We start from the raw sequence: 24,859 nt of genomic DNA, 5'->3' as shown, positions 1-24,859 counted from the left end.
CGCGTCTCAGAGCGGGATGTTGTCGTGCTTCTTCCAGGGCTGCTCCATCTTCTTGGTGCGCAGCATGCCGAGCGCCCGCGCGATGCGCTTGCGCGTCGAGTGGGGCATGATCACCTCGTCGATGTAGCCCCGCTCCGCCGCCACGAAGGGCGAGAGGAAGCGGTCCTCGTACTCGCCGGTGCGCGCCGCGATCTTGTCCGCATCGCCGATCTCGCTGCGGAAGATGATCTCGACTGCGCCCTTCGCGCCCATCACCGCGATCTGCGCCGTCGGCCACGCGTAGTTGAGGTCGGCGCCGACATGCTTCGAGGCCATGACGTCGTAGGCGCCGCCGAAGGCCTTGCGGGTGATGATGGTGACGAGCGGCACGGTCGCCTGGCTGTAGGCGAACAGGAGCTTCGCGCCGTGCTTGATCAGGCCGCCATATTCCTGCGCGGTGCCCGGCAGGAAGCCCGGCACGTCCACGAAGGTGACGATCGGTATCGAGAAGGCGTCGCAGTAGCGCACGAAGCGGGCGGCCTTCCGCGAGGCGTCCGAATCGAGCACGCCCGCCAGCACCAGGGGCTGGTTCGCCACGAAGCCGACGGTGCGGCCCTCGATGCGGCCGAAGCCGGTGATGATGTTGCGCGCGTAGGTCGCCTGGATCTCGAAGAAATCGCCCTCGTCGGCGACGCGGCGGATCAGCTCGCCCATGTCGTAGGGCTTGTTCGGGTTGTCCGGGATCAGCGTGTCGAGGGACTTGTCGAGGCGGTTGACGTCGTCGAAGCTCTCGATCTCCGGCACGCCGTCGATGTTGTTGGCGGGCAGGAAGTCGAGCAGGCGGCGGATCTGCAGGATCGCCTCGACGTCGTTCTCGAACGAGCCGTCGGCGATCGAGGATTTCGTGGTGTGAACCTTGGCGCCGCCGAGCTCCTCCGCCGTAACGACCTCGTTGGTCACCGTCTTCACGACGTCCGGGCCGGTGACGAACATGTAGCTCGTGTCGCGGACCATGAAGATGAAGTCGGTCATGGCCGGCGAGTAGACGTCGCCGCCCGCGCACGGCCCCATGATCACCGAGATCTGCGGGATCACGCCCGAGGCCATCACGTTGCGTTTGAACACCTCGCCGTAGCCGCCGAGCGCCGCGACGCCCTCCTGGATGCGGGCGCCGCCGGCATCGAAGATGCCGATGATCGGGGCGCGCATCTTGAGCGCCATGTCCTGCACCTTGACGATCTTCTCGGCGTGCGCCTCCGAGAGCGAGCCGCCGAAGACGGTGAAGTCCTTCGAGAACAGGAAGACCGTGCGGCCGTTGATGGTGCCCCAGCCGGTCACCACGCCGTCGCCGGGGATCTTCTGCTTCTCCATCCCGAAATCGTTCGAGCGGTGCTGCACGAACATGTCGAACTCCTCGAACGACCCGTGGTCGAGGAGGAGCTCGATGCGCTCGCGCGCCGTCAGCTTGCCGCGCTTGTGCTGGGCGACGACGCGGTTCTCGCCGCCGCCGAGGCGGGCCTGCGCGCGCCGTTCCTCGAGCTTTTCGAGAATATCCTTCATGTCGTGACGGCCTCGGGCTGAACTGAATACAGAATTCCACTGAACCGCGCAGGCTTGGCGGTTCACGGGATCAGGCCCCTTAGCACGAGAGTTTCGTCGGCGAAAACGCCCCTATTCGGCCAGCGCCGCCACCCTCGCCGCCGCGTCGAACTCGGCGCGCCGCGCGCTCAGCCGCGCCTCGGCCTCGGCGTCCCGGCCCCAGACGCTCGCCTGATAGCTCTCGTCGACATGCGCGGCCGCCCAGGCCTCCTCCGGAGTGAGGCGGCCGTTCAGCACTGCGAGGGCGAGGAGGAGGGAGCCGGTGAGCGTCGTCATGGTGTGGAGCGCCGCGAGCCGGAACGGCCCCTGCGCCGCATGGATCGCCCCGCGGAGCGCGGCCACGGTTTCCTCTGGCTGGGTGACGTGCATGACGCCCTCGCTGAGGATGAGGCGGGCGCCGAGCGCCTCGCGGGCCCAGTCGAGCACGGGGTCCCAGGCCGCGCCCTGCGCCGCCACGAGGCGCTCCGGGGATTCCGCCCGGTAGGCGAGGAGATCCGTGCCCGCATAGGCCGCGAGATCGTCGATCACCGCGTCGCGGCGTGGGGCCACCCCGTCGATCGCGGTGTTGACGAGCCGCGTCACGGGCATCCGGGCCGGATCGATGATCTCGTCCTGCGCCTGCCACTCGGCGGCGATCGCCTCGGCGAGGTCCCGGCTCGGGACGCTGAGGGGGTTGCGGGCGGGCGTGTTGGCGGGGCGCCCGTCGAGCGTCAGGCGGAAGCCGCCCTCCGCCTCGGCGATCCCGGCCTCGCGGTAGAACCGCTTCGGCAGGGGCTTGGCTGGGCCGCGCGCGGCGCGCATCGGGTCCGGTGCGGGCGCGTCGGAGGGCTCGCCGAGCCAGTCGCGGGTGACGTCGTCGTTGTTCGGGTCGCTCATGGCAGCGGAGATAGTGCATCGCGCGAGCCCGCGCGAGGCCGGTCAGCCGCCCCGGGCGATCTCCTCCGCGATCGTGCCCCGCTCCGGCTCCGAGAGGGGTCCGGAGAAGAGATCGCCGAGCGCGGTCGCGCTCTCGACCACCGTGACGGCGCCGGCCCCGTAGAGGGCGCCGGCCGGATGGTAGCCCCAGGCGACGCCGATCGCGGCCGCGCCGGCCGCCACCGCCATCGCCATGTCGAAGCTGGTGTCGCCGATCATCACGGTGCGCTCGGGCGGCACGTCGGCCTCCGCCATGGCTTGGCGCAGCATGGCCGGGTCGGGCTTCGAGGGCGCGTCGTCGGCGGTCTGCGTGGTGGAGAACCACCCCTCCCAGCCATGCGCCGCGATCAGATGGTTCACGCCGCGGCGCGACTTGCCCGTGGCGATACCGAGCCGGATGTCGTCCCGGGCGCGCAGGCGCACGAGCAGCTCCGCCATGCCGGGAAACAGCGGCTCCTCGTGCTCGGGGTCGAGCCGCAGGGCGTTGAAGGCGCGCTTGTAGCTCTCGGAAAGGGCCGCGATCGGCCCGTCGTCGCCGACGAGGCGCCGGAACGCCTGCGGCAGCGAGAGGCCGACGACGGAGAGCGCCTCGGCGCGGCTCGGCGGCGTCAGGCCGTGCTCGGCGAAGGCCGCGCCCTGGGCCGCGACGATGAGGTGCTGGCTGTCGACCAGCGTCCCGTCGACGTCGAAGACGACGAGCTTCACGGTCGGCGGCGCGGCCGCGTCGCGGCCGGCCTCCTCATGGCCGACGCGCCGGCGGCTGGGCCGCCGGGGCCTGCGGCGCCGGCTGCTGGGTCTGGGCGGGCGCGCCCTGGTTCTGGTTCTTGCGCTCGTAGCCGAGGCGGCAGCGGATCAGGAAGCGCCGCCGCGCGCCGCCGCGCAGGCCCCTCTGGTTCGAGGTGCGGTTGCAGGAGGCGTAGGAATTGCGCCGCCGCCGCTCGCCCACCCGCGGAGTCTGGCCGCCTTGCTGAGTCTGAGCGCCCTGAGGGGCCTGGGCGCCCGGCGCCGCGGCGGGTGCGGGTGCCGCGCTGCGCGCGGGCGCCGATGCCGGCGGCTGAACGGTCGGCTGCGCCGCGCAGGCCGGCCACGCCGCCAGGGCCAGCCCGAGCAGGCCGAGACCGGCGAGGCGCCCGGCGGTCGCAGGCTTCCAATCGATGATGCTCACGGCCTCTCCGGGAAACGGACGACACCGGCCGACGCGTCGCGGGACGCCGCGCGGCCGAGCGAGAGAATAAGGTCCTCGCCCCAATTGCCAAGGCGGTACGGTGACGGCCTCGACGGCGCCGTCGTCGCAAGCGGCCGTGCCGCCCTCACTCCTCCGGCGCCTCGACGATCGGGTCGTAGCGGGCGGCATCGAAGCCGAGCAGGTTCCAGCTCTGCGCCATGTGGGTCGGCAGGGGCGCCGTCACGTCGATCGGCCTGCCCGTGCGCGGATGCGGGATCACGATCCGGCGGGCCAGCAGGTGCAGGCGGTTCTGGATGCCGCCCGGCAGCGCCCAGTTCTCCACGTCGAAATATTTCGGGTCGCCGATGATGGGATGCCCGATATGGGCCGCGTGCGCGCGCAACTGGTGCGTGCGCCCCGTCACCGGCTTGAAGGAGAGCCAGGACACCTTCTGCGCCGCTTGGTCGATCACCGCGTAGTAGGTGAGCGCGTGGCTCGCCCCCTCCTCGCCGTGCTTGGCGATGCGCATGCGGGCGTCGGCGTCGGTCGGCTCCTCCTTGGCGAGGTAGGTCGAGACGCGGCCCTGGCGCATCCGCGGCACGCCGGCGGTGAGCGCCCAGTAGACCTTGCGGGCCGCGCGCGAGCGGAAGCTCTTGGCGAGCGTCGCGGCCGCGAGGCGGGTCTTGGCGACGATGAGGCAGCCCGCCGTGTCCTTGTCGAGGCGGTGGACGAGGCGCGGCTTCTGCCCGCCGGGCTCCGTCAGCGCCTCGAGCAGCCCGTCGACGTGGCGCACGGTGCCCGAGCCGCCCTGGACGGCGAGGCCGAAGGGCTTGTTCAGCACCATCATGTCCGCGTCCTCGTAGAGGATGAGCGAACGCAGGAAGGCGGCGTCGTCCCGGTCGCGGACCGGGCTGCGGGGCCGCTCGCCCGGCTGATCGAGCTTGAGCGGCGGCACGCGCACGCTCATGCCGGGCTCCAGCCGGTCGCCGGGCTTCGCGCGCTTGCCGTCGACGCGCAATTCGCCCTTGCGGACGATGCTCTGCACGCGGGTGAAGGGCAATTGGGGAAAGCGCGCGGTGAGGAAGCGGTCGATGCGCATGCCCGCCTCGTCCGTCTCGACGGTGAGGGTCTGCACGCCGCTCGCGAGCGTCGCGCTCGCCGCTTCCCGCTGCTGGCGCCGGGTCGGCCCCTCGGTCGGCGCCGCCTCGCGCGAGGGCTCGCGGCGCGGGCCGCGTTCGCGGCCGGGCTGCGGGCGCGCCTCGGCGCGGGCTTCGCGGGCGGGCTCGGGCCTGGCCCGGGGCGCGCGCGTCCGGCCGGCGGGCTCGGCCGCTCCCTCGCCGGCATCCCAGGGCGAGCGTTCAGCCCGGTCGTCGCCGCGCAGGCTGGCGGCGCGCTGGGCGGCGTCGAGGGCGCTGGCCCGCGGGCCGGTGCGCTCGCGCTCCGGCCGCTTCGACGCGCCGAAGCGAGGCTTGCCGCTTGCGCGCGGTTTGTCGGTCGCGCGCGGCTTGCCCGAGCCTCCGGGCCTTCCGCCCTTCGGGCCGCCGCGATGGGGAGGCTTTCCTGTCATGGTCCTGCCGCTCGGGCGACGGCGTCAGCCGGCCTCGCCCCGTCTCATTGCTCTGACGCAGAGTCTCCCCGCGCGGCCTGAGCGCCGCGGGGCGCGCTGATCTAGCACCCGCCCGCGGCTGCGACAAACGACGCCTTCAGCGCGCCCGGCGCGCCGCCTCCAGCGTGAGCCCGGTCCCGACCGAGCCGAACGTGTCGCCCTCCACGACGCGGGCTTGCGGCAGGCAGGATGTCAGCGCCGCGCGGACATGCGGCAGGCCGGTCGAGCCGCCGGTGAGGAAGAGCGCGTCGATCGCCTCCGCGCCGACGCCCGCCTGGCGCAGGCACCGCCCCACCCGCTCCGCGATGCGCCGGGCGAGATCGCCCGTGTGGCGCACGAGCCCGTCCCGGTCGATCTCGGCCGCGAGCCCGCTCTCCACCCAGCCGAGTTCGAGCCGCGCCCCGCCGCTCTCGGAGGTCTCGATCTTGGCGCCCTCCACCGCCATCGCGAGGCTGTGGCCGCGCTCCGCCTCGACGACGGCGTGCAACCGGCCGAGGAGTTCGGGCCGGCCCGCATCCCGCCGGGTCTCCTCGATCTCCCGCAGGGTCTTCGGGTTGTAGAGGCGGTTGATGCTCGACCACGTGGCGAGGTCGTGGAAATAGGCGTTGGGCACCGCGAGGTCGCCGCGCCGCATCGGGCTGCCGAGGCCGAGGAGCGGCATCACCGTGCCGAGGCTGAGCATCCGGTCGAAATCGGTGCCGCCGATCCGCACGCCGTCATTAGCCAGGATGTCCTCGGCCCGGTCCGCGCCGCGATGGCGCCCGGGGGAGAGCCGCACGATCGAGAAATCCGAGGTGCCGCCGCCGATATCGGCGATGAGGGCGAGTTCCTCGCGCGCGATCCCCTGCTCGTAATCGAGGGCGGCGGCGATCGGCTCGTACTGAAAGGAGACGTGCCGGAAGCCGATCGATTCCGCGATGGCGCGAAGCGCCGCCTCGGCCTTGCGGTCGCCGTCGGGATCGTCGTCCACGAAATGCACCGGCCGGCCGTGCACCACCGTGTCGAAGGCCGCGCCGGCCTCGGCCTCCGCCCGCGCCTTCACGCCGGCGAGGTAGCGCGCGATGACGTCGCGGAAGCGCAGCCGCTCGCGCCCGACCTGCGTCGTCTCCTCGAGGAGCGAGGAGCCGAGCACCGATTTGAGGCTGCGCATCAGCCGGCCCGGCACGCCCTCCACGTAGGCCGTCATGGCGGCGCGCCCGATCACCGCCTCGCGGCCCGGCGCGAAGAAGATCGCGCTCGGGATGGTGACCTGCCCGTCCTCCAGGGGCAGGAGGCGGGGGCCGCCGTCGTGCCAACGGCCGAGGGTGGTGTTCGAGGTGCCGAAATCGAGGCCGCAGGCCGCCATCAGAGAAGGATCTCCGGGTTGAGGATCGCGCTGGGGAAGGGGCGGCTGACCTAGCGGCTCGGCGGCCGCGCGTCTACGGCCGGCCCGAGCGGCGGCCCCGCTCCTCGCCGCGGGGCTCGATCGGGAACTCAATCCGGCCGTCGACCCGCGGACGCACCCCCTCGTTCGACGGGGGCGGGGCGTAGGTCTCCTCGACGAAGGTGCTGAAATCGCTCCCGTAGAGGCGCGAGCCGCGAGGCGGCGTCTCGGGCGGCGGCGTCATCCCCGCGTCGAGGGCGAGCGCCGGACCCGCCGACAGGAGAAACACGAGAATCGAGCACCGCATCAGGATCTTCCTGCTCCGCGCCCACGGCAAGCTAGCGCCCGACGCCCCGTCGTCGAGGACGGATCAGCAAGATCAGAGCCAGCGCGGCAGCCAGAAGATCATGGCGGCGACGGCGAGCCACGCGGAGAGCGCCCCGAGGATGGCGAGGCGGTAGTCGAGCCGGTCGCCGAGCCACCAGGCGGCGGCGAGGAACACGAGGTAGGCGGGGATCGTCTTCGCGCCCGCCAGACAGGCTTCGCGGAATCCGGCAGCGTCGCCCTTCGCGCCGACCGCTAGCAGCGCGATGATCGCGAAGGTCGGCGCCAGCGGCAGGATGCCGGGCAGCACGTTGCCCCGGCGCGAGGCGAGCACGATCGCGATCGTCACGAGGCCGCCGACGAGCCCCTTCCAGAGAACCTCGATCACCCCTCGCCCCGGCGCTCGCGGCGCAGGCGCTCCCAATGGGCGAGGCGGTCGGCGTAGCGGCTCTCCAGGCCGCGGTCGGTCGGCGCGTAGAAATGCTGGCGACCGAGCCGGTCCGGCCAGTAATCCTGGCCCGAGAAGGCATCCGGCTCGTCGTGGTCGTAGCGGTAGCCCTCGCCGTAGCCGAGCTTGCGCATCAGGTTCGTCGGCGCATTGAGGATGGTGCGGGGCGGGGCCAGCGAGCCGTTCTCCTTGGCGACCCGCGTCGCCGCCTTGTAGGCGGTGTAGACGGCGTTCGATTTCGGCGCGCAGGCGAGGTAGATCGTCGCCTGTGCCAGGGCCAGTTCGCCCTCGGGGCTGCCGAGGAAGTCGTAGGCGTCCTTGGCGGCGTTGGCGACGACGAGGGCCTGCGGGTCGGCGAGGCCGATATCCTCCACCGCCATCCGGACGAGGCGGCGCGCGATGAAGAGCCCGTCCTCGCCCCCGTCCAGCATGCGGCAGAGATAGTAGAGGGCGGCGTCCGGGTCCGAGCCGCGCACGGTCTTATGCAGGGCGCTGATGAGGTTGTAATGGCCCTCCTGCGCCTTGTCGTAGATCGGCGCGCGGCGCTGGATGATCGCCTGCAGCGTCTCGGCGTCGATCGTCTCGTCGGGCTTGGCCGAGCGCCAGACCTCCTCGGCGAGCGTCAGCGCCGCGCGCCCGTCGCCGTCCGCCATCCGCACCAGCACCCCGCGCGCCTCCTCGTCGAGGGGCAGCGCCCGGCCGGTCAGGGTCTCGGCACGCACGAGGAGCTTGGCGATCGCCGCCTCGTCGAGGGCCCGGAACAGGAGAACCCGCGCCCGCGAGAGGAGCGCGGCGTTGAGCTCGAAGGAGGGGTTCTCGGTGGTGGCGCCGACGAGCGTCACCGTGCCGTCCTCCATCACGGGGAGGAAGGCGTCGAGCTGCGCCCGGTTGAAGCGGTGGATCTCGTCGACGAAGAGCAGGGTCCCCTGCCCCGTCGCCCGCCGCTTGCGGGCGGCGTCGAAGACCTTCCGCAGGTCGGGGAGGCCCGAGAAGATCGCGGAGATCTGCTCGAAATGCAGGCTCGTCTCGCGGGCGAGCAGCCGCGCCACCGTCGTCTTGCCGGTGCCGGGCGGACCCCAGAACACGAGGGAACCGAGGCTGTTCGAGCGCAGGAGCCGCGTCAGCGCCCCGTCCGGGCCGGTGAGGTGCTCCTGCCCGACGACATCGCCGAGCGTCTTCGGGCGCAGGCGGTCGGCGAGCGGCCGCGGGGCGTCGGAGCCGTTGGTGTCGGTCTCGATCCCGGCCGTGGCGAAGAGGTCTGACATCGTGCCATGAACACCCCGGGCGCCCTCCTCCGCAAGGCCGGCGGGGCCGCTCTCCCCGGACGTCTTCGTCGGACAGGGCACCCGCCGAAGCGGGGCCTTTGCGGGGGCGCCGGCCGCTCCCACCTGAAGAATCCGTCTCCCGGAGGGTCCGACCGATGAACGTCCTCAAGACCGCCCTGCTGCTCGCCGGCCTGACGGCCCTGTTCGGCGCCGTCGGCCTCCTGCTCGGTGGCGGGCGCGGCATGGCGGTGGCTCTCGGCATCGCCGCGCTGACGAACCTCTACGCCTATTGGCGCTCCGACAGCCTCGCGCTCGCCGCGCACGACGCCCGCGAGGTCGACGCCCGGACCGCGCCGGACCTGTTCGCGCTGGTGCGGGATCTCGCGTCCCGCGCCGGCCTGCCGATGCCGCGGGTCTACCTGATCGACAGCCCGCAGCCGAACGCCTTCGCCACCGGCCGCAACCCGCGCAACGCGGCCGTCGCGGCGACGACCGGCCTGCTCTCGGCGCTGAGCCGCGAGGAGGTGGCGGGCGTGATGGCGCACGAGCTTGCCCATATCCGAAACCGCGACACGCTCACCATGACGGTCTCGGCGACGCTTGCCGGCGCCATCGCGACGCTCGCGCAATTCGGCTTCCTGTTCGGAGGCCGGGGCGAGGCACGGCCGAACCCTCTCGTCCTGATCGGCACCACCCTGCTCGCGCCCATCGCGGCGATGATCGTCCAGTTCGCGATCAGCCGCTCGCGGGAATACGCGGCCGACCGGGAGGGCGGCCTGATCTGCGGCAACCCGCTCTGGCTCGCCTCCGCGCTGCAGCGGATCGAGGCCGGCGTCGCGCAGGTGCCGAGCCCGTCGGCCGAGAGCCATCCGGCCACGGCGCCGCTCTTCATCGTGAACCCGCTGTCCGGCCGCGGCCTCGACACGCTGTTCTCGACGCACCCGGCGACCGCGAAACGCGTCGCGGCCCTGCACCGCCTCGCCGGCGAGGTCGGCGGCGCCCCGGCCCGCGCGGGCGGCTTTCGGGACGCACACTGGACCGGCCGGGGCGGCCCCTGGGGCTAGCGCGTTGTCATGCGGCGCGGATGTCTTCCCGCCAGGAAGACGATGCGCCCTCCTGGGAGGCCGACGCGTCGGCCACGATCGAGGGATCGTGGACGACGCGCCAGCGGCCGGCGAGACGGGTCAGTTCGCGGCGGGCACGCCGGCTCCCGGCGCCCAGGATTGCCCCCGCGCCTCGTCCCGGGTGCCGGCTTCCTCCGTGTGGGACCGGTAGGAATCGGGGCCGAGGACGTGCGTCGGCTGCCCGCCCCGGGAAATCGGGAGGCCGCGCCGGGTGAGCCACGCCTGCATCTCGGCGATCTCCCGCTGCTGCTCCACGATCACGGCCTCGGCCAGCTGGCGCGTCCACGGATCCTTGGCGTGGCGCAGCGCGACGCGGGCCATGTCGATGGCGCCCTGATGGTGCGGGATCATCTGGATGCGGAAATCGGCGTCCGGGTCGCCGGTATACGGCACGGCCATGCCGCGCATCATGCCCGCATGCGCGGCCTTGAACTCGGACACGGCCGGCGTGTCGGACGCCGTGGGGCCGTGCCCCGCGTGGTGCGCGGCCGCGGCGGGGCGCGGCGGGGCGTGCTTGGCGACGGCTGGCCTGCCGTCGCCGGGCTCCCGATGGCCGTGATGGCCCTCGTGCTGGGCGGAGGCGCCCGGCAGCGCGGCGAGGCTCAGCCCGGCCGCCAGCGCCGGGATCAAGAGTGTGTGGGACGTGAGGCGACGCGTCGCGAAGCGACGACCCGAGACGGGGTGCATGAGAATCTCCTGAAGAAGCGAAAGGCGTGCTGCGCCAGCGTGGGCGGGGGTGCCGGGGCCGCGGCCCCGGCCCTCAGGCCGCGCGTTTCGGAATCTCAGGATCGGGTGCGGAGTGCCGGCCCGACATCGGCTGCGCGACGATCGCGAAGCGCAGGGTGCGGAAGAACGCGGCCTCGCTCGCCTCCGGGCGGCCCGGCAGGTACCCGGCCACGAAGCAGCAGGCCGTGCGGCAGCCATCGTCGCCGGGCGCGGGATGCTTGTCCCCGCGGCTGTGGTGACCCTGCGCCGCGCAGTCGATCCCGGCGGCCGTGGCGTGGGCCGTGGCGTGGTGGTCCGGATGCCGATGGGCCGCGTCCGCAGGGGCGGCGGAGGACGGCGCATGCGCGCCCGCTGCGGTCACGAGCGCGAGGGCGAGGACGAGACGGGCCAGGGCGCGAAGGAGCCGCATGCGCCAGACCCTAGTCACGCCGCTCGCCGCCCGCAACCGCCGCGCTACCCCCCGAACACCGAGGTCAGCACCTCGCCGCCGCGGTTGATCGAGACCTCCCACATGTTCAGCGTGTTGCGGGTCACGCGCTCGAGGTCCTTCGTGGTCGAGATCGGCACGCCGTTGATGGCGACGATCAGGTCGCCCTTCTGCAGGCCGGCGCGGCTCGCGACCGAGCCGTCCTCGACGGCCTGGACCGCGACGCCCTCGCCGGGCAGCTCGACCTGAAGCTCCTCGGCCACGGCGGGCGAGGTGTTCACGAGCGTCGCGCCGAGGAAGGGCGAGCGGGTGCGCACCTTCAGGACGTCGCGCGGCCGCGTCTCGGGTGCGGGCCCGAGCTTCACCGTCACCGCCGTGCGCCCCGTGCCGCGCAGCACGCCGAACTTGGTCTGGCCGGAGATGCCCTTGAGGGCGAAGCGGTAGCCGAAGGCTTCCGGGTCGTCGACGTTCTGGCCGTCCACGGAGAGGATCAGGTCGCCGCGCTTGAGGCCGGCCTCCTCCGCCGGGCTCTTGGCCTGGAGGCTCGCGACGAGGACGCCGGTCGGCCGGTCGAGGCCCATGCTCTCGGCGATGTCGGTCGTCACGCTCTGCACCCGGGCGCCGAGCCAGGGGCGGCGCACCGTGCTGTCGCCGCCCTTGGCCGCGTCGACCACCGCCTTCACCATCCCGGCGGGGATGGCGAAGCCGATGCCGTGGCTGCCGCCGGATTGCGAGTAGATCGCCGTGTTGATGCCGACGAGGCGGCCCTGCAGATCGACGAGCGCGCCGCCCGAATTGCCCGGGTTGATCGCCGCATCCGTCTGGATGAAGAACTGGTAGTCCGAGGAGCCGACCTGCGTGCGGGCGAGCGCCGAGACGATCCCCTGCGTGACCGTCTGGCCCACGCCGAACGGGTTGCCGATCGCCATCACGAAATCGCCGACCTCGAGGGTCTCCGAATCGCCGAAGGGCATCGAGACGAGGGCGCTGCCCGGGTTCTTGATCTTCACGACCGCGAGGTCGGTGCGCGGGTCGCGCAGCACGATCGTCGCCTCGAACTCGCGCCGGTCGGCGAGCGCGATGCGCACCTCGTTCATGTTGTCGATGACGTGGTTGTTCGTGATGACGAGGCCCGCATCGTCCACGATCACCCCGGAGCCGAGGGAGCGCTGGGCCCGCTCGCCCGGCATGCCGCGCCCGCCGCGCCCCGGCTCGCCGAAGAACCGGCGCATGAACTCGTCCATGGCGTTGGCGCGCGCCTGCGGGCGCTTGTCGACGTGGGAGGCGTAGACATTCACCACCGAGGGCGCGGCCCGCTTCACCACCGGCGCGAAGGAGAGCTGGACCTCGCCGCGGGTCTGCGGCGCCCCCTTCGCGGGCGCGGCCTCCGGCGTCTTCATCATCTGCGCGGAGGCGGGCATCCCCGCGAGGACGAGCGCGACCGCGCCGGCGAGGGCGAGCGGAAGGGGCGAACGGATCATGCAGGGCTCCCGAATGGCACGGATCGGCATCCGCACCCGCATCGACCGGACGTCCACGGGACGGCACGGGCGCAGGGCGGTTGTCCGGGAGCTATGTAGCGCTGCCGATTGCGGCGCGCGAGAGTCGGCGTCGCACCTTCGCGCCGACGTCCCGGGCGCGCCTCACCGGCGCCCGGGGTCTCTTCAGGACGTTTCCGCCCTCGGCCGGCCTCACGCCTTCGGGCGCTCGACGATCCGGCTCGCCTTGCGGGCGACGTCGTTCCAGCAGGTGAGCGAGGCGTCGGCGACGCGCTGCAGCTCGGCCACCTGAAGCCGGATCAGGTCCGCCGGCGACTTCGCCGTGCCGAGGGCCTGAAGGTGGCTGAGCGCCGCCGCGCTCTCGTTGCGGATGAAGGCGAGCACCGTCGCGTTGATGCCGCTGACGTCGATCGACGGCGTCGAGAGGCTGACGCTCAGGAGCTCGAAGGGCAGCTTCGCGGCGCGCGGGGCGGTCTCGGCGGCCTTCTCGGCCGCGTTCCGGACTTCCGTCCGCACCGTCTCGGCCGCCTTGGCCGTGGCGGCGGGCGCCGCCTTGGCGACCTCGACCGCGGCCTCGACCGCCTTCTGGGCGACCGCGACGGGAGCCGGGCTCTGGGCGGGCTTCGTCAGCGAGGCCGGCGACACGCTGTCGAGCAGCTTCGTCTCGGGCTTCGATTCGGTCTTGGGATCGAACTTGGCGGCGGGCTTGATCTCGGCCGGCTTCTGCACGGCGGAGCTCGCCTGGGCGACCTTCTCGACGGCCTTCTCGACCGGCTTCGCAGCCGGAGCCTTGGGGGCGGCCGAAGCCTTGGGAGCCGGTGCGGGGGGCGCCTTCGCGGGGGCGGGCTTCGCCACTTCAGGCGCGGGCTTCGCCGCCTGCGGCGCGGGCTTTAGCGCGGAAGCCGGGCCGGGTGCGGCCTTCGGCAGGGCGGATTTCACCGCGTCCTTGTTCGATGTCGCGCTCGCCAACGCGCGCGGCGCGCGCCGCCCGGCCGTGCGGGACGGCTGATGTGTAGGCCGTTTCACCATGGCTTGGTCTCCTCAACACCCCTCGGTCCCGATCGCGCACGGTGGCGGCGCGGCGGGCCGATGTCAGCCCCCGGCCGACCTCAAACGGGGCCTCGTCGAGGCGATTCACGATGGTCCCGCGCCGGGTTCGGCCGGCGGGGTACGAGGCCCGGCCCCGTGGGGCCGGGCCGGGCCCGATCAGCGGGCGGCGTTCTGCGCGAGGGCGCCGAAATCCTTCGCCTGGGCCTGAAGGGCGGCGAACTGGCTGCGGACGAACTCGGATTGCAGCTCGAAGGCCTCGCGGAGGTCCTTGGTGCGCACGAGCTTCTGCGCGAAGTCGAAGGTCGCGTTCGCGTTGCTCTGGGCGTGGTCGAAGCCCTTGGCGACGGCGGCCTGAAGGGTGGACTGGAACGTCTGCGACGAAGACTGGACCTGATCGGCCGCCTTGACGGAGTTGCTGATCAGCGTGCCGACCGCGGTACGCGCCTGATCGACGGACTTCTCGGCGAAGTCGCGCAGCTCGCTCGGAATCTCGAAGGTCTGGGTCGTCATATCGTCTCCTCGCAGGTCTTGCGTCCGATGCGGCGCTTCGGGCCGCGATCAACGACCGGACTTATGTTGCATTGCAGCAAAGAAGTCAACAGGCCGGCGGAGCGGCATCTGTCATCGGTCGAACTCTCTCAACTCTCTAGAAGCTGAGCGCGACGCAGGCAGAGAGCTTAGAATGGGCACGGCCACGCGTCAAATCGCGGATGCAGCCCGGACCCGTATCTTGAATTCAGGTCACGGAATTGTCAGCGACGGTACGAAGAGGTCAAAATCCTTCCTCCCGCGCGGAGGTAGGAGCGGATTATAGCCTCGCGGCCCCTATGCGCCCCGCCGATTATTCCCCGGGCGCGGAGCGAGAGGCGGCCACGGCCGCGCCTCTCTGTTGCGGTGCAACCAAATCCGCGCGGGCGAGGCTCCGGTACAAGTCGGTGAGCGCCGCACAATGGGCGCCGAGGTCCATGGAGGCGGCCCAGTACCGCGCGTGGGCCTCCCGGCCGAGATCCTCGACCAGGGCGTCGTCGCGCAGGACCGCGAAGGCGGCGGCGAGCGCGCCGGGCTCGGGCGCGACGACGAAACCGGTCTGGCCGTGGCGGACCTTCTCGGAGGCTCCGGACCGCTCGGAGGCGACGACCGGGATTCCGGCGGCGAGCGCCTCGTAGATCGTGAGCGGCCCCGTCTCCAGCCAGCGGGAGGGGGCGGCCACGGCGCGGGCTCGCGCCCGCAGGATCGCCTGAACCTCCGCCGGGCTCCGCCAGCCGAGGATCTCGAGTCCGGGGCGCCCGCGCAACGATTCCGCCAGCGGACCCGAGCCGATGAAGAGCGCGGGCAACCCGGCCGCTTCGGCGGCGTCCGCCACGAGGTCGGCGCCCTTCTCCTCGGTCATGCGGCCCACATAGACGATCGCGTCACCTCGCTCGGGCCGTGCCGGCGCGCCGCGCGCGACCCCGACGGGGTTGTCGATCCGGTGGTGGGCAGCCGCGAGGCCCCGCAGCATCCCCTCAGTCCGGGAGCGCGTCGCGTCGCAGACATGGACGAGGTGGAGCCTGCCGGTCCCGGCGGCCGCGCGAAGGGCGCCGGTGCGGGCCACCCGCACCAGCTTGTGCGCCCGGCTCCGGGCGTCGCAGGGCGCGGCGAGGCAGGCCCCGGAGAGCGGCCGCAGCGCGCAGGGTTCGGCCCGGTCGAAGCGGTAGTAGACGCCGTTCGGGCAGGCGAGGAAGTAGTCGTGCAGCGTGACGACGACGGGCACACCCGCCCCGAGCAGCACGGGGAAGACGCTCGGCGAGAGCGAGCGCGTCCATTGGTGGAGGTGCAGGCAATCGGCCCGCGGCAGGCCCGCGAGGGCGGCGGAGAGGCGTTGCGCCGCCCGGCCGTGCCAGATGCCGGACGCCGCCGCCGACAGGGCCGGCCGGCTCCAGATGTCGGGCAGGCCGAGGGCGACGTGCCGGAGCCGGGGATGGTCGAGGATCGGGTCGACGGGGCCGGCGGCGCCCTGGATGAAGGTCACGTCGAGCCCGCGCTCGGCCAGTCCCCGCGCCGATTCGAGCGCGACCTTCTCGGCCCCGCCGCTCGGAACGGCGAATTCCGCCAGGATGACGACGTGCATGGCGCGCTCGGAACGCGAGAATCCGCGGCGCGAATTCTTCGGGCGGAGGTCCGGGGTTTACGCGCAATCAACTGCCGTCCGGTAAATGGAGGACAGTTTCCGGCGCCGGGATGGTGTTGCCTTGCACGTCGTACTCGTCGCCGACCACGCCTTCGTGAACGGCGGCCAAGCCAAGGTCGCGATCGATTCGGCGCTCGGGCTGGCCGGCCGCGGCCACCGGGTGACCCTCTTCGCGGCCGTGGGGCCGGCCGACCCGCGCCTCGCGCAGGCCGGCATCCGCGTCGTCTGCCTCGACCAGCACGACATCGCGACCGCGCCGAGCAAGCTCGCCTTCGCCGTCCAGGCCATCTGGAACCGCACGGCCGCACGGCGCCTCGCCGCGGAACTGGAGCGCGTCGACCCGCGCGACACGATCGTGCACGTTCACGCCTTCGCCAAGGCGCTCTCGCCCTCGATCGGGACGGCTCTGCGCGCGAGCGGGCTGCCCCTCCTCTACACGATGCACGAGTTCTTTCTCGTATGCCCGAATGGCGGGTTCTACGAGTATCCGGCGGCCCGCATCTGCCATCGCACGCCGATGTCGCGGGACTGCCTGACCACGAATTGCGACGCCCGCTCCTACCCGCGCAAGCTCCTGCGCGTGGTGCGGCATCTCGGGCTCGAGACCGTCGCCCGCCTGCCGGATCTGTTCCGCCACGTGATCACGATCAGTGACCTGCAGGAGCGGGCCGCCGCCCAGCACCTGCCCCGCGCCACGACCTTCCACCGCGTGCCGAATCCGATCCCGGTGCCCGAGGCCCCGCCGCGGCCGAAGGCCGGCGGCGCGTTCCTCTTCGTCGGCCGGATCTCGACGGAGAAGGGCGCGCCGATCTTCGCGGAAGCCGCGCGGCGTGCCGGCATCCGCCCCGTCTTCGCCGGCGACGGGGAGCAGGCGGGGATGCTCGCCGCGCGCTATCCCGAGGCGGTGATGCTCGGCTGGCAGGATTCCGCCTCGGTGCAGGCGCTGCTGCGCGAGGCCCGCGCCCTCGTCTTCCCGAGCGTCTGGTACGAGGGGCAGCCCCTCACCGTCCACGAGGCGCTCGCCTGCGGCACGGGCGTGATCGTCAGCGACGCCTGCGCCGGCCGCGAGGCGGTGGAGGACGGCGAGACCGGCTTCTGGTTCCGCTCCGGCGATCCGGACGCGCTGGCCGCGCATCTGCGTCGCCTCGCCGACGACGAGCTCGCCGAGAGGATGGGCCGCGCCGCGCATGACCGCTACTGGTCGTCGCCCCTCACCCTCGACGCGCATCTCGACCGGCTGATGCTCGTCTACGACGCGGTGATGCGCGAGGCCGCCACCGCCCGCGCCGCGCGTCCCGTTCCGGGTGCCGCGCTCACCCTACCCTTCGGCAAGCGGGGCGCGGCGGAAGGCTGATCCGCAGGGGGCGCCCGCGCCCCCGCCGTTTCGCGGGATCGGTCGACGGAGCCCGACCGCGGAAGCGGAAACACCCGTCCGCCCCCTGCGTTGACGCGTATCGGCACCGGCCCCGGTGCCTCCCGCGTCAGAGGAGTGCCAAGATGGCCGAGACCACGACGAAGCCCCCCGAGGGGCAGGACAAGCCCGGCTTCCAGCAGGGCAGCGCGAAGCCCGGCGACGCGAAGAATCCCGAGAACCGCCAGGAGGCGATGAGCGAGCGCCTGGACGAGGCGCTGGAGGAGACGTTCCCGTCGAGCGATCCGATCTCCGTGAAGATCACGAAGTAGGCTGCCTCAGCGCGCAGGCACGAGGTCGAGCCTTCGCCGGATCTGCCGGTTGGCCGCTCTGGAGCGGGTTCGGCCCGCGCGCGCCGCCTCGACGACGGCCACCGGCTGAGGTTGCTCCGTGATCCGGCGGAGCGTCGACAGGAGCGTGGCGGGGTCATTGTCGAAGTCGCCGTGATGCAGGGCCTTGCTGTCGGGCCCCGGCGCCAAGTGCCAGGCGGTCCGTTTCGGCCGCCAGAACGCGGCGGGGATGGACCGCGCGTCCCGCTCCAGGCCGAGGAGCGGCGTTCCGCCGAAGATCCCCGCCCGCTCCTCGAACGCGGCGCGCACGAGGTAGAGCAGCGACTTGTTGTAGAGGCCGGCGCAATCATCGTCCTGCTCGGTCGCGTCGTCGAGCGTGTAGAGATCGAAGCTCTCGATTGCCCGCGCGTCGATCAGCGGCCGGTAGACCGCGTCGAAGAGCGCCATGGTGCAGGCCGGCGCCCAGAGCGTCAGGCTCCTGACGGGCACGCTTTCGGCGGCCAGATGGCTCGCGAGATGGGCGTGGAAGACCGCGCCCGCGCTGTGGCCGACGAGGTGGATCTCGTCGATCGCTCCGCTCTTGCTCAGGTCGGCGAGGTGCGCCGCCGTCAGCCGGGCTGCGCCCTTCGCGCGAGTCGTGGCGCGGGTGGCGTTCTCCTTCATCTCGTCCCAGAGCGCCTTGCCGCCGAGCAGGCGGGCGAGCGGCTCGAGGGTGTCGTCGATCCGGTCGAGCATGAAGTCCTTCGCCGCGTCGAGGATCCCCTCGCTGCGCCGCCTGCCGAGCGCGTCGCGCAGGATGTTGCCGATCGTCGAGAGCGCGTCGGAGCGCCAGATGAAGGAGAGCGGGTAGACCTCCGCCTTGAGCAGCGGATCGAGGTTGCTGGCCACCGTCTGGACGGCGGCCTCCTCCGAGACGAGCCCGCCATGGGCGTAGAGCACCACGCGCTTGCGGGCCCAGCCGGCCATCCGCCGCGGCATCCGCTCCGCGACGATGTCCTTCAGGCCGGCCTCCGTCAGCCCGTAGGCCCCCTTGTCGTCGAGGATGCCGTCGTTCTTCGCCGTGATGATGTGCGGGCGGAGATCGGCGTAGATCCGGCTCTCGTAGCTGCGCGGCGCGCCGGACAGCATCGCGGCCGGGCCGGCATCCTCGGCGAGCTCGATCGGGGCTCCGAGCGCGGCCACCCACACGTCGGTGCCGTTCGCGAACCAGTCGGCATAGGTGACGAGGGCGAGGCCGTCCGCGCCCCAGTCGCGCCCCCAGCTGTTCTGGATCCAGAAGCCCTCGCGGTTGTAGCCCACGATCGCGAAGGCGTGCCCGCCGATGGGCACGGCGCCGGGACGGTAGGCGATCCGCTCGTCGCCCGTCCCGACCTGCTGCCAGCCCTCGTGGACGCTCGCCGTCGCGTAGAGGATCCCGACCTCACCGATCGCCGCGTGCATCGCGACGAGATCCTTGTGGTTCACCCGGAAATAGGCGCCGAGCGGGCGCCTCAGCGCGTCCGCGGAGCGCGCCTCGGTGAGGGTGCGGTTCGGATCGGCGTCCTGCCACAGGGCCTTCGCGCAGAGCCCGTGCTTGTGCCATCCCTTCATGGCGCCGCGGGCGCTCGAGCCCTCGTAGTCCTCGCCCGGCCACTCGTCGTAGCGCTTGGCCATCGTGTAGAGCATCCAGGCGCTAACCTCGTCGGCGGAGGGGTCCTTGCCCCGCGCCTGCAGGAGGTAGTTCGCGACCGTGGCGAGGCCGTAGCCCGTGCAGGCGCCCTCGCGGCCCTGGTCGAGCACGGGGATTGCGGCCCTCCGATAACCCTCGATATCCGAGATCGCGCTCACCGCGATCAGCGCCGGGACGTAGAGCGCGTCGCGGAAATCGACGGTGTCGGGCAGGGCGTCGAGCCGGCGCGTCGGCGCCTTTTGTTTCCGCCCCGCCATCATCCCCTCCCTCGCGGCGGCGAATCGGTCGACGCGCGCCGTCCTGGAGGGAACTATAGATCCGGCGATGGGTGGGAGAAGGCGAGATCCTGCAGGATGCTGCAGGAAAGATCGTTCGCGCCGAAGATCCCGGCCGCCGATCGATGATGGGCATGGCGGCCGGGATTCGTTGCTCCCGGCCGCCCCGTCTCGTCGATGCTTCGCGCCGGGCGAGCCCCGGCTCAGACCGTCTCGAGCAGGCGGCGGGCGATGACCTGGGCCTGGATCTCGGCCGCGCCCTCGAAGATCGAGAGGATGCGCGCGTCGCAGAGGATGCGGCTGACCGTGTATTCCAGCGCGAAGCCGTTTCCGCCGTGGACCTGCAGGGCGTTGTCGGCCGCCGCCCAGGCGACGCGGGCGCCGAGCAGCTTGGCCATGCCGGCCTCGAGGTCGCAGCGCTTGCCCTCGTCCTTCTCGCGGGCCGAGAAGTAGGTGAGCTGGCGGGCGATGTTGATCTCGACCGCCATCATGGCGAGCTTGTCGGCCACGCGCGGGAAGTTCACGAGCGCCTTGCCGAACTGCACCCGCTCCTCCGCGTAGCGCAGGGCCACGTCGAGGGCCGATTGCGCGACGCCGATGGCGCGCGCCGCCGTCTGGATGCGGGCCGATTCGAAGGTCTGCATGAGCTGGGCGAAGCCCTTGCCCTCGACCTCGCCGAGGAGGTTTCCTGCCGGCACCTCGAAATTCTCGAAGGCGAGCTCGTATTCCTTCATGCCGCGATAGCCGAGAACCTCGATCTCGCCGCCCGACAGGCCCTGCACCGGGAACGGGTCCGCATCCGAGCCGCGCGGCTTCTCGGCGATCAGCATCGAGAGGCCGCGATGGCCCTTCTCCTCGGGCTTCGTGCGCACGAGCACCGTCATGATGTCGGCGCGCACCGGATGGGTGATCCAGGTCTTGTTGCCCGAGATCTTCCAGGTGTCCCCGTCCTTCACCGCCTTGGTGCGGAGCGAGGCGAGGTCCGAGCCCGTGTTCGGCTCGGTGAACACGGCAGTCGGCAGGATCTCGCCGGAGGCGAGCTTGGGCAGGAAGCGATGCTTCTGCTCCTCGGTGCCGCCGCACAGGATCAGCTCGGCGGCGATCTCGGTGCGGGTGCCGAGCGAGCCGACGCCGATATAGGCGCGGGACAGCTCCTCCGAGACGACGCACATCGAGATCTTGGGCAGCCCCATGCCGCCGTATTCCTCGGGGATCGTCAGGCCGAAGACGCCGAGCTCGGCCATCTTCTCGATGATCTCCATCGGAATGTAGGCGTTCTCCCGGTGCCATTCCTGCGCCTTCTCCACCACCTCGGCCTTGCCGAAGCGGCGCATCTCGGTGCGGATCGCCTCCATGTCCTCGTCGAGGCCGGAATCGCCGACCGTGGCGGAGCCGCCGCCGTCGCGGATCCGCGCCACCAGCGCGGCGCGGTGCTCGGGCGTGTTGCCGTCCGCGATCATCGCCTCGATGGCGCCGGTGCGGAACTGGGCGAGCTCGCGGGCCGAGAGGCCGAGCGAGGTGGTCGGGCGCACCATCTCGCCCTGGCTCATCGGGATGCCGCCGAACATCTGGTCGAGATACTCGCCCAGGCCGATCCGCACGAGCAGCGTCTCGGTCTCGCCGAGGCGGCCGGCCGCCTCCAGATTGGCGGCGTAGTGGGCGAGCTCGCGCACGGCCTCGCCGTAGGTGGCGAGCCAGGCGAGGCCGTGGGTCGCGTGCTGCTCGGTCTCGAGCTTGGCGGAATCCAGCTTGCCCTCGGGCGACAGGACCCGGCTGCGGACGCGGCGGGTCGCCTCGGCGACGAGCTTCTTCGCGTCGTCGGCCGCTTCGCGGCTCAGCGAGACGAGGTCCTGCGGCGCGGGCGAGAGGGCGGGTGAGGCTGACATAGGCGGTCTCTCGTGAAGGAAGGTCTTGGGGTCATTATAGGCAGGTTGGCCATGACAGTAGAGGTTTTATGTCGCTCTCCCCGCCTGAGAGCCCCTGAATTCATTATACTTTTGGCCGGCCCGCCTCGGCCCGGCTGGCGACGGCGACACCCGCGGCGGCGACCGCCATGCCGGCGAACTGGACCGGGCTGAGGGTCTCGCCGAACAGGGCGAAGGCAATCGCGGCCGAGACGGGCGGCACCAGGAACAGGAGCGAGGCGACGCCCGCCACGGCGCCCCGCCGGATCAGCCAGAGCAGCAGCAGGATCCCCGCGACCGAGTTGACGAGGATCGACCAGGACAGGCCGAGCCAGAACGAGGGGACGTTCTCGATCCGGCCCGCCTCGAAGGCGAGCGCCATCGGGATCGTGAGGAGGGCCGCGCCGACGAATTGCACGGCGGCGTTGGTGACGAGGTTGGCGCCGGCGCCCGTGCGCTTCTGCCAGAGGGTGCCGAGCGTCATCGCGGCCATCGCCCCGAGGCAGGCCCCGAGCGCGACGGGCGGGATGCCGGAGGCGTCGGCCGCGCCGACCTTCGGGGCGAGGACCAGCGCGGCCCCGACGAAGCCCGCCCCGATGCCGAGCCAGCGGCGGCGGCTCACATACTCGCCGAGGATGGGCCGGGCCAGCATCGCGGTGAGGAGCGGCTGCAGGCTCCCGACCAGGGCGGCGATGCCGGCCGGCAGCCCGCGATGGACAGACCAGAACACGCCGGCCACGTAGAAGCCCTGCATCAGCACGCCGGCCACGAGGGCGTCGCGCCAGCCGGCCCGTCCCTGCGGCCAGGGCGCCCGCATGACGAGGGCGAGCGACGCGAGCACGAGGGCGACCCCGGTAACGCGGATCGCCACGAAGGTCAGCGGCTCCGCGAAGGGAGCCACGAAGCGCGCCGCGACGAACCCCGTCGCCCAGATGACGACGAACAGGCTCGGCACGAGCGGGGCGAGCAGCCGCCCGGCCTCGGACGATGCGGGGGAAATCCTGGGCATGGCGAGCGGCAGGCAGCATGCCCGGCCGCGCAAGGCAACCGCGCGGGCGCAGGGCTCCCATGACGGCGCGGGGAACCCGCTTCTCGTCCGATCGACCGGAGCGGCGAGGCGGCGAGCCCAGGGTGGCACAGAAACGGATTATGCTCCTATTCTTCTGCCTCGTCTTGCTCAAACACCCGGCGCAAGCGTCTGATTTGACCGGCAGTGATTGCCAAATCATCCCGTCATTTGACTCGTTCTGAGAAAGATTTCATGCTCCCCGAATGTGCCGCAACACTGTCTTCGCAGGAGGCGGGACATCGCGCCGCCAAGGCCCGACTTGCGCAACGACGCACGAAAAGAAACGGCGAGGCCGGTTAGCCTCGCCGTGATCGATAAGCTCCCGAGCGGTCCAAGCTGAAGAGCCGTAAGATCCAGTCGCAAACAGGAGTGACCCTAACGATCATCCCCGCCAAGTCAACAGAACATCGGCGGAAAGATCAGGCTTTTATTCGTCAGTCTTGCTGAGTTTGACGATCAACGTGCCGGCACTATCGGTGTCTGCGGCAGAGAAGATCTATGGTTTCATGATATCAATAGACGAATATTTATATTACCCTTATTGCTATTTTCTCAAATCTGATTATTGATTGAGAGATCGTCGTTCTAGACTCGTCTGATCGGGTCCAAGACTGACGAGGAGAGATGCGCCACGCGCTTTTCCAGCAACCCCGAAGCCCGGCGGCAATCGTGCCGCCGGATCGGTCGAGAAAATGCCACGGAGGAATCATGAGAGCGGTCCATTGTCTCGCCCTCGGTGCAGGTCTGGCAGCCGCCACGCCCGCGCTCGCCAATGAGGACGTGCTGAAGCGCAGCCAGGACCCGGCCCAGCAGGTGCTTCAGACGGTCGACTACGCCAACACCCGTTACTCGAAGCTCGACCAGATCAACGCCGGCAACGTCAAGAACCTCCAGGTCGCCTGGACCTTCTCGACCGGCGTGCTCCGTGGCCACGAGGGCTCCCCGCTCGTCGTCGGCAACATGATGTACGTGCACACCCCCTTCCCCAACATCGTCTACGCGCTCGACCTCGACCACGACGCCAAGATCGTCTGGAAGTACGAGCCCAAGCAGGACCCGTCCGTGATCCCGGTCATGTGCTGCGACACGGTCAACCGTGGCCTGGCCTATGCCGACGGCGCCATCCTGCTGCACCAGGCCGACACCACTCTCGTCTCGCTCGATGCCAAGTCGGGCAAGGTGAACTGGTCGGTCGTCAACGGCGACCCGAAGAAGGGCGAGACCAACACCGCCACCGTGCTGCCGGTGAAGGACAAGGTCATCGTCGGCATCTCGGGCGGCGAGTTCGGCGTGCAGTGCCACGTCACCGCCTACGACCTGAAATCCGGCAAGAAAGTCTGGCGCGGCTACTCGGTCGGCCCCGACGATCAGCTTCTGGTCGATCCCGAGAAGACGACCCATCTCGGCAAGCCGGTCGGCAAGGATTCCTCGCTGAAGACCTGGGAAGGCGATCAGTGGAAGACCGGCGGCGGCTGCACCTGGGGCTGGTACTCCTACGACCCGAAATTGAATCTCGTCTATTACGGCTCGGGCAACCCCTCGACCTGGAACCCGAAGCAGCGTCCGGGTGACAACCGCTGGTCGATGACGATCTGGGGCCGCGACGCCGATACGGGCATGGCGCGCTGGGTCTACCAGATGACCCCGCACGACGAGTGGGATTTCGACGGCGTCAACGAGATGATCCTCTCCGACCAGAAGGTCGGCGACAAGGAGCGTCCGCTGCTGACCCACTTCGACCGCAACGGCTTCGGCTACACCCTCGACCGCGCGACCGGCGAATTGCTGGTGGCGGAGAAGTTCGATCCGGTGGTGAACTGGGCCACCAAGGTCGACATGGACAAGAAGTCCCCCACCTACGGCCGCCCGCTGGTCGTGTCGAAATACTCGACCGAGCAGAACGGCGAGGACGTGAACTCGAAGGGCATCTGCCCGGCCGCCCTCGGCACCAAGGATCAGCAGCCCGCGGCCTACTCGCCGAAGACACAGCTGTTCTACGTGCCCACTAACCACGTCTGCATGGATTACGAGCCCTTCAAGGTGTCCTACACCCCGGGCCAGCCCTATGTCGGCGCGACCCTGTCGATGTACCCGGCCCCCAACTCGCATGGCGGCATGGGCAACTTCATCGCCTGGGACGGCGTGAACGGTAAGATCAAGTGGTCGAACCCGGAGCAGTTCTCCGCCTGGGGCGGCGCGCTCGCCACCGCCGGTGACGTGGTCTTCTACGGCACGCTGGAAGGCTACCTGAAGGCGGTCGACTCGAAGACGGGCAAGGAACTCTACAAGTTCAAGACCCCGTCGGGCATCATCGGCAACGTGATGACCTACCAGCACAAGGGCAAGCAGTATGTCGGCATCCTGTCGGGTGTCGGCGGCTGGGCCGGCATCGGCCTGGCGGCGGGCCTGACCGATCCGAATGCCGGTCTCGGCGCGGTCGGCGGCTACGCGGCTCTGACGAGCTACACCAATCTCGGCGGTCAGCTCACCGTCTTCACGCTGCCGAACAACTAAAGCCGGTCGGTCAGCTTCGGGCGAATCGATGCCGGCGCGGGATTCCGCGCCGGCATCACCATGGGCG

22 protein-coding genes are annotated in these 24,859 nt (G+C 71.2%); 4 read left to right on the top strand and 18 right to left on the bottom strand.

What is annotated here, in order from left to right:
• Window positions 1-6 precede the first annotated feature (6 nt).
• The 9 genes from J2X36_RS04805 to J2X36_RS04765 form a co-directional block, all read right to left on the bottom strand.
• A complete protein-coding gene (locus J2X36_RS04805; RefSeq protein WP_132255099.1) occupies window positions 7-1,539 on the bottom strand; it encodes an acyl-CoA carboxylase subunit beta in 1,533 nt (510 codons plus the stop codon).
• Window positions 1,540-1,650: 111 nt separating this feature from the next.
• Window positions 1,651-2,454: an ATP12 family protein gene (locus J2X36_RS04800; RefSeq protein WP_310346843.1), complete on the bottom strand. Its 804-nt coding sequence runs from the start codon at window positions 2,452-2,454 to the stop codon at window positions 1,651-1,653.
• Window positions 2,455-2,496: 42 nt separating this feature from the next.
• Complete coding sequence (locus J2X36_RS04795; protein WP_310346840.1) at window positions 2,497-3,198, bottom strand: HAD-IA family hydrolase; 702 nt, start codon at window positions 3,196-3,198, stop codon at window positions 2,497-2,499.
• Between the two features lie 34 nt (window positions 3,199-3,232).
• Entirely contained in the window at window positions 3,233-3,658 is a 426-nt protein-coding gene (locus tag J2X36_RS04790) for a hypothetical protein (RefSeq protein WP_310346837.1), read from the bottom strand.
• A 145-nt stretch (window positions 3,659-3,803) separates the two neighbouring features.
• On the bottom strand, window positions 3,804-5,225 hold the full coding sequence (locus tag J2X36_RS04785; RefSeq protein ID WP_310346833.1) for an RluA family pseudouridine synthase: 1,422 nt from the start codon (window positions 5,223-5,225) through the stop codon (window positions 3,804-3,806).
• Window positions 5,226-5,361: 136 nt separating this feature from the next.
• Entirely contained in the window at window positions 5,362-6,609 is a 1,248-nt protein-coding gene (locus tag J2X36_RS04780) for an Hsp70 family protein (RefSeq protein ID WP_310346830.1), read from the bottom strand.
• A 73-nt stretch (window positions 6,610-6,682) separates the two neighbouring features.
• Complete coding sequence (locus tag J2X36_RS04775) at window positions 6,683-6,934, bottom strand: hypothetical protein (protein WP_132255728.1); 252 nt, start codon at window positions 6,932-6,934, stop codon at window positions 6,683-6,685.
• A gap of 72 nt (window positions 6,935-7,006) precedes the next feature.
• Window positions 7,007-7,339 (bottom strand): GlpM family protein, encoded by a 333-nt coding sequence (locus tag J2X36_RS04770; protein WP_310346826.1) that lies wholly within the window; start codon window positions 7,337-7,339, stop codon window positions 7,007-7,009.
• Complete coding sequence (locus tag J2X36_RS04765) at window positions 7,336-8,664, bottom strand: replication-associated recombination protein A (RefSeq protein WP_310346823.1); 1,329 nt, start codon at window positions 8,662-8,664, stop codon at window positions 7,336-7,338. Before J2X36_RS04765 ends, J2X36_RS04770 begins: the two co-directional genes overlap by 4 nt.
• Window positions 8,665-8,819: 155 nt before the next feature.
• Between J2X36_RS04765 and htpX the strand changes: the two genes are divergently transcribed.
• On the top strand, window positions 8,820-9,728 hold the full coding sequence (gene htpX / locus J2X36_RS04760) for a zinc metalloprotease HtpX (RefSeq protein WP_405029724.1): 909 nt from the start codon (window positions 8,820-8,822) through the stop codon (window positions 9,726-9,728).
• Window positions 9,729-9,848: 120 nt separating this feature from the next.
• On the opposite strand, the gene J2X36_RS04755 is transcribed toward htpX, so the two are convergent.
• The 6 genes from J2X36_RS04755 to J2X36_RS04730 all read right to left on the bottom strand — a co-directional run bounded on the left by J2X36_RS04755 (window position 9,849) and on the right by J2X36_RS04730 (window position 15,600).
• The gene (locus tag J2X36_RS04755; protein ID WP_310346820.1) at window positions 9,849-10,475 is read right to left on the bottom strand and encodes a DUF305 domain-containing protein; all 627 of its coding nucleotides are present in this window, start codon (window positions 10,473-10,475) and stop codon (window positions 9,849-9,851) included.
• A gap of 73 nt (window positions 10,476-10,548) precedes the next feature.
• Window positions 10,549-10,923, bottom strand: a complete 375-nt coding sequence (locus J2X36_RS04750) for a hypothetical protein (protein WP_310346818.1) — start codon at window positions 10,921-10,923, stop codon at window positions 10,549-10,551.
• Window positions 10,924-10,967: 44 nt separating this feature from the next.
• Window positions 10,968-12,422: a Do family serine endopeptidase gene (locus tag J2X36_RS04745; protein WP_310346816.1), complete on the bottom strand. Its 1,455-nt coding sequence runs from the start codon at window positions 12,420-12,422 to the stop codon at window positions 10,968-10,970.
• Window positions 12,423-12,632: 210 nt separating this feature from the next.
• A complete protein-coding gene (locus J2X36_RS04740; protein ID WP_310346814.1) occupies window positions 12,633-13,469 on the bottom strand; it encodes a hypothetical protein in 837 nt (278 codons plus the stop codon).
• A 177-nt stretch (window positions 13,470-13,646) separates the two neighbouring features.
• Complete coding sequence (locus J2X36_RS04735) at window positions 13,647-14,000, bottom strand: phasin (RefSeq protein WP_132255722.1); 354 nt, start codon at window positions 13,998-14,000, stop codon at window positions 13,647-13,649.
• Window positions 14,001-14,331: 331 nt separating this feature from the next.
• Window positions 14,332-15,600 (bottom strand): glycosyltransferase, encoded by a 1,269-nt coding sequence (locus J2X36_RS04730; RefSeq protein WP_310346811.1) that lies wholly within the window; start codon window positions 15,598-15,600, stop codon window positions 14,332-14,334.
• A 121-nt stretch (window positions 15,601-15,721) separates the two neighbouring features.
• Between J2X36_RS04730 and J2X36_RS04725 the strand changes: the two genes are divergently transcribed.
• Window positions 15,722-17,014: a glycosyltransferase family 4 protein gene (locus tag J2X36_RS04725; RefSeq protein WP_310346808.1), complete on the top strand. Its 1,293-nt coding sequence runs from the start codon at window positions 15,722-15,724 to the stop codon at window positions 17,012-17,014.
• Between the two features lie 143 nt (window positions 17,015-17,157).
• Window positions 17,158-17,343 (top strand): hypothetical protein, encoded by a 186-nt coding sequence (locus tag J2X36_RS04720; RefSeq protein WP_132255719.1) that lies wholly within the window; start codon window positions 17,158-17,160, stop codon window positions 17,341-17,343.
• A gap of 6 nt (window positions 17,344-17,349) precedes the next feature.
• Here the strand turns inward: J2X36_RS04720 and J2X36_RS04715 are convergent, their stop codons facing one another.
• The 3 genes from J2X36_RS04715 to J2X36_RS04705 all read right to left on the bottom strand — a co-directional run bounded on the left by J2X36_RS04715 (window position 17,350) and on the right by J2X36_RS04705 (window position 22,218).
• Entirely contained in the window at window positions 17,350-19,290 is a 1,941-nt protein-coding gene (locus J2X36_RS04715; RefSeq protein WP_310346804.1) for a C1 family peptidase, read from the bottom strand.
• Window positions 19,291-19,508: 218 nt separating this feature from the next.
• On the bottom strand, window positions 19,509-21,191 hold the full coding sequence (locus J2X36_RS04710; protein WP_310346801.1) for an acyl-CoA dehydrogenase family protein: 1,683 nt from the start codon (window positions 21,189-21,191) through the stop codon (window positions 19,509-19,511).
• Window positions 21,192-21,294: 103 nt separating this feature from the next.
• The gene (locus J2X36_RS04705) at window positions 21,295-22,218 is read right to left on the bottom strand and encodes a DMT family transporter (RefSeq protein ID WP_310346798.1); all 924 of its coding nucleotides are present in this window, start codon (window positions 22,216-22,218) and stop codon (window positions 21,295-21,297) included.
• Window positions 22,219-22,986: 768 nt separating this feature from the next.
• Here J2X36_RS04705 and xoxF1 point away from each other — a divergent pair.
• Window positions 22,987-24,792 (top strand): lanthanide-dependent methanol dehydrogenase XoxF1, encoded by a 1,806-nt coding sequence (gene xoxF1, locus J2X36_RS04700; RefSeq protein ID WP_310346795.1) that lies wholly within the window; start codon window positions 22,987-22,989, stop codon window positions 24,790-24,792.
• The last annotated feature ends 67 nt before the right edge of the window (window positions 24,793-24,859 follow it).

This window comes from Methylobacterium sp. BE186 (assembly GCF_031457035.1).
Taxonomy (GTDB): domain Bacteria; phylum Pseudomonadota; class Alphaproteobacteria; order Rhizobiales; family Beijerinckiaceae; genus Methylobacterium; species Methylobacterium segetis.
The sequence above is the reverse complement of the archived record's forward strand: the minus strand, read 5'-3'. Positions and strand labels throughout refer to the sequence as shown.

What these genes read in the sequence shown, in the direction of transcription:
- J2X36_RS04750 (WP_310346818.1), bottom strand. Translation starts at nt 10,923, where the DNA reads ATGCGGCTCCTTCGCGCCCTGGCCCGTCTCGTCCTCGCCCTCGCGCTC.
- J2X36_RS04805 (WP_132255099.1), bottom strand. Translation starts at nt 1,539, where the DNA reads ATGAAGGATATTCTCGAAAAGCTCGAGGAACGGCGCGCGCAGGCCCGC.
- J2X36_RS04785 (WP_310346833.1), bottom strand. Translation starts at nt 5,225, where the DNA reads ATGACAGGAAAGCCTCCCCATCGCGGCGGCCCGAAGGGCGGAAGGCCC.
- J2X36_RS04745 (WP_310346816.1), bottom strand. Translation starts at nt 12,422, where the DNA reads ATGATCCGTTCGCCCCTTCCGCTCGCCCTCGCCGGCGCGGTCGCGCTC.
- J2X36_RS04800 (WP_310346843.1), bottom strand. Translation starts at nt 2,454, where the DNA reads ATGAGCGACCCGAACAACGACGACGTCACCCGCGACTGGCTCGGCGAG.
- J2X36_RS04740 (WP_310346814.1), bottom strand. Translation starts at nt 13,469, where the DNA reads ATGGTGAAACGGCCTACACATCAGCCGTCCCGCACGGCCGGGCGGCGC.
- J2X36_RS04710 (WP_310346801.1), bottom strand. Translation starts at nt 21,191, where the DNA reads ATGTCAGCCTCACCCGCCCTCTCGCCCGCGCCGCAGGACCTCGTCTCG.
- J2X36_RS04715 (WP_310346804.1), bottom strand. Translation starts at nt 19,290, where the DNA reads ATGATGGCGGGGCGGAAACAAAAGGCGCCGACGCGCCGGCTCGACGCC.
- J2X36_RS04730 (WP_310346811.1), bottom strand. Translation starts at nt 15,600, where the DNA reads ATGCACGTCGTCATCCTGGCGGAATTCGCCGTTCCGAGCGGCGGGGCC.
- J2X36_RS04775 (WP_132255728.1), bottom strand. Translation starts at nt 6,934, where the DNA reads ATGCGGTGCTCGATTCTCGTGTTTCTCCTGTCGGCGGGTCCGGCGCTC.
- xoxF1 (WP_310346795.1), top strand. Translation starts at nt 22,987, where the DNA reads ATGAGAGCGGTCCATTGTCTCGCCCTCGGTGCAGGTCTGGCAGCCGCC.
- htpX (WP_405029724.1), top strand. Translation starts at nt 8,820, where the DNA reads ATGAACGTCCTCAAGACCGCCCTGCTGCTCGCCGGCCTGACGGCCCTG.
- J2X36_RS04735 (WP_132255722.1), bottom strand. Translation starts at nt 14,000, where the DNA reads ATGACGACCCAGACCTTCGAGATTCCGAGCGAGCTGCGCGACTTCGCC.
- J2X36_RS04765 (WP_310346823.1), bottom strand. Translation starts at nt 8,664, where the DNA reads ATGTCAGACCTCTTCGCCACGGCCGGGATCGAGACCGACACCAACGGC.
- J2X36_RS04780 (WP_310346830.1), bottom strand. Translation starts at nt 6,609, where the DNA reads ATGGCGGCCTGCGGCCTCGATTTCGGCACCTCGAACACCACCCTCGGC.
- J2X36_RS04705 (WP_310346798.1), bottom strand. Translation starts at nt 22,218, where the DNA reads ATGCCCAGGATTTCCCCCGCATCGTCCGAGGCCGGGCGGCTGCTCGCC.
- J2X36_RS04755 (WP_310346820.1), bottom strand. Translation starts at nt 10,475, where the DNA reads ATGCACCCCGTCTCGGGTCGTCGCTTCGCGACGCGTCGCCTCACGTCC.
- J2X36_RS04720 (WP_132255719.1), top strand. Translation starts at nt 17,158, where the DNA reads ATGGCCGAGACCACGACGAAGCCCCCCGAGGGGCAGGACAAGCCCGGC.